This is a genomic window from uncultured Microscilla sp., from assembly GCF_947493425.1.
Taxonomy (GTDB): Bacteria; Bacteroidota; Bacteroidia; order Cytophagales; family Microscillaceae; genus Microscilla.
This window is the reverse complement of sequence record NZ_CANLRP010000289.1, coordinates 1-5,603: the sequence shown is the minus strand read 5'-3', so window position 1 is coordinate 5,603 and position 5,603 is coordinate 1. Positions and strand designations below refer to the sequence as shown.

Here is a 5,603-nt window from a genome sequence, read left to right as displayed (position 1 = left end):
TCCTCACCCAAACCGTCCAAATCCTGGATCACAAAAAGTTTGTTACAAAGCTCGTACTTATCATAGTGATAAAGTCCACGCTCACTAATCCGGGTAACGCTGTGAACATCTTCGGTGGGCATAAGTTCTTCGATGGCATTCAACAAGTGCGATTTACCGCCCCCGCTACTTCCTTGTACTATAGCGTGCAAAGTATCCGGCATTTTATAACTACTTGCAACACAGAACAATAACAAACGATTCATCTCCTCGCCTACCACCCCACAAGCCCCGATGTGCTCGTTTAGCTTCGTCATCAAATCAGCCGAACGCAACAAAGCCAAACATTCTTTTTGCAGCGCGGCGGGCACCGGTTTAGGCTGCTTGCCCTGGCTTTGGCTACCCGCTAAATCCGCCAACTCCGCATCGCGGTAAGCCTCCAACTCATCGGCTAACTGGTTCAAATCAATCAACAACAACTCATAAGCAATTCCCAACTTAGCATTGGTTTCACGAGCGCATTTATCTATTTGACGGTCATCAAACAAATCTACCTTTTGGCGGCTCTTGCTACTACTACCCGTACCAGGCACCGGGTAAATAAACAAAGTCACCTTCATAGACTCCAGCTCCGGTTTGGGCGCCCCTTGCAACTGATAACGTCCATTCAAAGTCTCCAACACCAGTTTTTTAGGGTTCGACGTATCGAACTTGAAACCCGGCACGGGTGCTGCTGTAGTGCCATTGCTGCTCACTTTGGCTGCGCTCCCTCCTCCTGAGTAAAGCACCGTTTTCTGACTCAGGAGATGGCGAAAAATCGAAGGCTCGTCCGAAGCTTCCACCACTTCGCCATAAGCCACCAATAAAGAATTCACGTCTTCGCCCTCCGGAGTAGGCACACTACTAATCGTTTGCGAAGCCACTGACGACGAACCATGCAACCACACTTTCCAAAGCTCATCCGCCCTGGTCTTCAAAGCCTTGCGCCCCGCATCATCCCCGTCAAAAAACAAATAAATCTCCTCCAGATGCGGCATTTGTACCACCAACTGTTTGTGTGCCGGAGTAAGACCATTGGTCCCATACAAAGCCAACACCGCCGTATCCGCATCATCTACCGGAAAAGACGCCGCATCAATCACACTCTCCGTAAGTACCAGATACTTAGTGCCTTGCAAATCGGGATATGCCGGGTAAAGCCCCTGGCGCTGCGTACTATAAAAGTGCCGCTGATCGGTATTATTGCTGATACTACGCCCGTAAAAACTTACAATATCACCTTGGGCATTCTTCAGAGGAAAAATAATACAACCCCGACCCCAAGCCGAAGAAATACCCAAAGCATCCAGCCCGGCACGCAAAGGCTTGCTCAACTTTCCATCGTGGAAACCCACCTCCTGCACCCGCTCCAAACCCCGACTTTGCATGTACGCTTGAGCCGCCTTACTTTGAGCAAACGCCTTTTGGAAATGAGCAAAAGCCGCCGTCATTGTCTTTACGCGCACTTTTTCAGACACCATAGGCTGCGCCTGTGCTACAGCAGAAGCCGCCACTCCCCCACCACCAGGAGCACCCAACAGCGACTTACACTTCAAAATAGCCTCGTGCTTGCTCAACTTCTCCTGGTGCATCACAAAATCAATCACATCTATAGGCTTCCCGTGCGCCTCGCAATTGCTGCTAAAACAAAATACCGTGTCCGACTTCGGGTACACCTCCATGCTCGGTTTGGTATCATTATGAAATGGACAACACATGCGATTGTTTCCGTTGACGCTTAAGCCGTAGTGGGCTAAGACGGTGGTGATGGAGAGGTTAGTTTTTATATCTTTAATAGTCATGAGAAAAAAATTAAAATGTGCATATTTGCTTCAAACATACCTTATCCACTTTATAAAGTCAAGCACATAAGCTATAAATATTACTCACTCACTTTAAAAAATTCGTATTTCAGTGTATTTTTTGCTATTTTTGACTAAATAACAATGTAAAAACGCTTTAAAATGAGTTTAGGAGAGAGACTAAAAGAGGCTAGAAAAAACAAGAAAATATCACAGCAAGCTTTAGCCGAAATAGCCAAAGTTCATTATACAAACATTGGTAGATACGAAAGAGGTGACGCAAAACCATCATCTGAAGTATTAAATAAACTCGCCCAAGCCTTGGACGTTTCACCTGATTTTTTGATGAATGGAACAGTACAAGACAAAGCACACCTCTATATTAAAAGTGAGGAGTTACTAACTAAATTTAAAAAGATTGAACAAATGCCGGAGGACAAAAAACGGCTATTGATGGAGTTTTTAGATGCTTTTATATTTAAGGTGGAAATACAGCAAAAGCTCACCTAGACAAAACTAAAAAACCCCACTCTAACTAAAGAGCAGGGTTTAAAACGTCTCATGACTATACAAGACATAATTGTAAAATTAGAAATATATCCCCATTTCTCAAAGCATAACTCCCTCTTTTTCAGTTCATAAGAAAATAAAAACCAACTCAATTTTATACCATGTACCAACAACAAAAAATAAGACTTGAGATAGACCATAGAGAACTGGATGAAAACTTTCAACCAGGAGAAGTAATTTTACAAACCCAACAAAACTTAGATTACTTTCCTATTGGCGGAGATTTTGACCAGAAAAAAAAAGCCGTCTTAAATGAAATCAGGTCAACCCCTGTCTACAAAGAAAGCCTCTACTTTCATTATAAAGTATATCTGGACGAAACAATTATTTTTCAATACCAGGGCTTTTTTGAACCAAACCCCCAACTCAGAACTCATATTAAATGGGCTTGGAGTGAAAGTAAAGGAATGGGCGAAGGCATGATATTTACACCCAAAAAACCAAAAAGCTAAAAACTCCTACCCTCTTTTTCAGATCATAAGTTTTAAAATCCCGCACACCGGGGAAATAAAAAAAGCCTGACTCAAATTAATGAATCAGGCTTTGGTTTTGTAAAGAAAGTCGTAAACTTTCTTTTTATTTATTTGGCATAAGTCAAAGACTTAAGGGGCTTCTAGGGAAATCTATGCCAGATAATATACTTTTTATCTATTTTCATAGTATCCAACCCTTTAATTACTTCTCCAGGCTTGACTGGCTTCTCACAAACCAGCAAGCTATTGAAAGAAGGTAACCAAGAAGAGCTAATAGCATAGAACTTATCACCTATAACTATCTGACAATCAACATCACCAAAATACTCGGTAGAACCTTGATAATCTTTATTGTTCAACCGAAAAGTATAAGTTACGGTGTGGTAGTTCATAAGATCCTGCTCTATTCTTACTATTTTTGCAATAGTATACTTACCATTACTCCTTAATTCAAAATATTTGAATAACAACAAACAAACAATAAAGACACATAATAACAAAAATGGGTAAACAACAGATTTCCACGTCAACTTTTTCTTTATATCTTTATTATTTGTCATCTTTATCATTAAGTGGTTTTGTTACTTTGTCATTTTTTAAGAGACTTTTAGCTGGAGTAAAAAGCCCTTGAAGAGATGCTGCAGTTTTAAATGGATTAAAGGTATCTTTTCCAAGCATTCCCATTCCTGCTGCTGTAGTATTCATAGTCCCATCCAAGAAAACATATCTCCAAAGTTTTTTTTCTGCTTTAACCTGTTGATAATTATTATCTATAGTTGTACCAGCCCCAAAGAAGGGTGTCGAAATATGGGTCATACTCATATCAATAAAAGCCGACCCTAAAGTAGACCATATAAAATTACCCGTATAAGCAGATAGCCCTGTAAAGAAAGAATCTGCAACATCTACTTTACCCATAGCATTGGCATAATCCATCGCATCACCTCCACGATATGCTACCATTCCGATTTGACTGACTATTTGGAAACCCAAATTTACTCCTCCAATCAACATTGCTGACTCTCCAGCCCCAAATACATTATTACTATACAATAAACCATTTGAAACCTTGCCTGTAAACGGCACACGGAATTTTGATGCTGCATTAAAAGCCCGATAAAAACTAGTGACTCCTTCCCAAGAAACCTGTGCAGTAATTTCTGATATTGCAATAGGCGCAAGAGCTGCAGCAAAGAAAGGAGCGGCTTTGTGAGCAAAGTTGCTTTGACTTTGCTGCATATGATTGACAAAACGTTCCGCTTTCTTAGCCATGTCATTTGAAAATGGGTCCTCTGAAACGGTTGTCCATTCTCCGTACGCGTTATCATAACCCTTTATTTGCATATCACTGTCAACTCTTCTTAGGAGAAAAACAGCTTTTACTGCTTCTCCTTGTTGTTTTATCCAGTTTTTATCGGTTGCTCTAAATAAAGTCCCTTGGTGAAAATTATCACTTACAACTTTCCATTCCTCTAGTCCATCCAAATCAATCGCCTCAATAGGTTTATTCCCCGCAAATTGATAAGGCGTATAAAAAGGATACTCAGGACTCAACGGATCAACACTCAAGAACTTTGCAATCGCCGGATTATACAAACGGAATCCATAATCTTGAATCAGTTTACCCCACTCCTGGTCATTCTCTTTACCATTAAAACCATAACGGTAATCTCCAAAATCAGTCTTATTCAGAGCAATTCCGGTAACTTCTAATTGACTCCCAATGTTAGGAGTCGGATCATTCAAATGAAATAAAATTTTGGTAGTGTCGCCAGTAGCTAAGTAGCGAAGTTTGAAGTTTCCGTTGGCGGTGTAAACTTCTTCTTTAATGATTTGATTAGTTGCTGCATCTTTTATGGTGACCTTCAGTTCGTTGTCGCTTGAACTCAAACTATCCAGGGCAACATCAAAACTCACCTCGTAAGTCTGCAAAGGAGTCGAGACGTATTCTTTTCCAAACACCCATTTCGCGGTATCCGGTGCGTAGTCCAGATTTACTTTAAGTGCCGTCTCCAGACCAATGCTTCCCATCCAGCCCGTCATCTCGTAAATGCCCCAACCATCCGGTAAATTCACCGGAATCAACACGGGCGCAACCTCGTCGCCGGGCTGCTCCATCCCAAACGGATAGTAATTCTTAAACGTCCGTACATTGGCGTACTCCGTAAATACGTTTCCAGCCTCCAGGTAACGTTTTTGATCCGTTACCACACTGCGGACGTTAGTAAGGTGGTCTTTGACCTCCGCGCACCTAAATAGCCTAAGATCAAATAGTTACGTACCTATCCTGATCCTAAGTAATGTCAATACGCGCGTTCATTAGAATGATTCCGGAAAAAATAAAGCAAAGAACATCGCACCAAAAATTCACCAGGCGCAGCCAAAAATACAAACAATATCCTTCAGAAGAAAATAAAATTAACCAGGGGAGCCAGGCAAAGTGAGCGCGCGGGTGAACGCAGGAGGCACGACTAAGTGAACCAGCGCAAACACTGCGCGCAGCGGAGGCGCGGGGACAACCCAAACAACCAACTTTCGAAACCACTACTTTGCAGCAAACCAGACGCGCGTTGGGGCCCGCCCGTGTTTACAGCCGAAGCCCAAAGGAGTGGGGGCAAGTCCTGACGATAGGAAGGATCGCGGGTAAGCCCAAGCGAACGACGACGGCTGAAGGATGCCCGCCGACCCACCGAGGCTGCGCGAGCGGTAGGCATTTTGCGGGTGCCAGGTGGGGCACGCA

General features: G+C 42.6%; 5 protein-coding genes. 2 read left to right on the top strand and 3 right to left on the bottom strand.

What is annotated here, in order from left to right:
• The coding region (locus Q0954_RS32535) for a CHC2 zinc finger domain-containing protein (protein ID WP_299465741.1) at positions 1-1,820 on the bottom strand (1,820 nt) is incomplete at its 3' end.
• A gap of 162 nt (positions 1,821-1,982) precedes the next feature.
• Here Q0954_RS32535 and Q0954_RS32530 point away from each other — a divergent pair.
• Both Q0954_RS32530 and Q0954_RS32525 read left to right on the top strand, forming a co-directional pair.
• On the top strand, positions 1,983-2,330 hold the full coding sequence (locus Q0954_RS32530) for a helix-turn-helix transcriptional regulator (protein ID WP_299465738.1): 348 nt from the start codon (positions 1,983-1,985) through the stop codon (positions 2,328-2,330).
• Positions 2,331-2,491: 161 nt separating this feature from the next.
• Positions 2,492-2,842: a hypothetical protein gene (locus tag Q0954_RS32525; RefSeq protein ID WP_299465735.1), complete on the top strand. Its 351-nt coding sequence runs from the start codon at positions 2,492-2,494 to the stop codon at positions 2,840-2,842.
• Between the two features lie 161 nt (positions 2,843-3,003).
• Here Q0954_RS32525 and Q0954_RS32520 read toward each other — a convergent pair whose 3' ends face one another.
• Positions 3,004-3,423, bottom strand: coding sequence for a hypothetical protein (locus Q0954_RS32520; protein WP_299465732.1), 420 nt, complete (start codon positions 3,421-3,423; stop codon positions 3,004-3,006).
• Positions 3,413-5,074 (bottom strand): RHS repeat-associated core domain-containing protein, encoded by a 1,662-nt coding sequence (locus Q0954_RS32515; RefSeq protein WP_299465729.1) that lies wholly within the window; start codon positions 5,072-5,074, stop codon positions 3,413-3,415. The genes Q0954_RS32520 and Q0954_RS32515 overlap by 11 nt, the downstream gene beginning before the upstream one ends.
• Positions 5,075-5,603 lie beyond the last annotated feature (529 nt).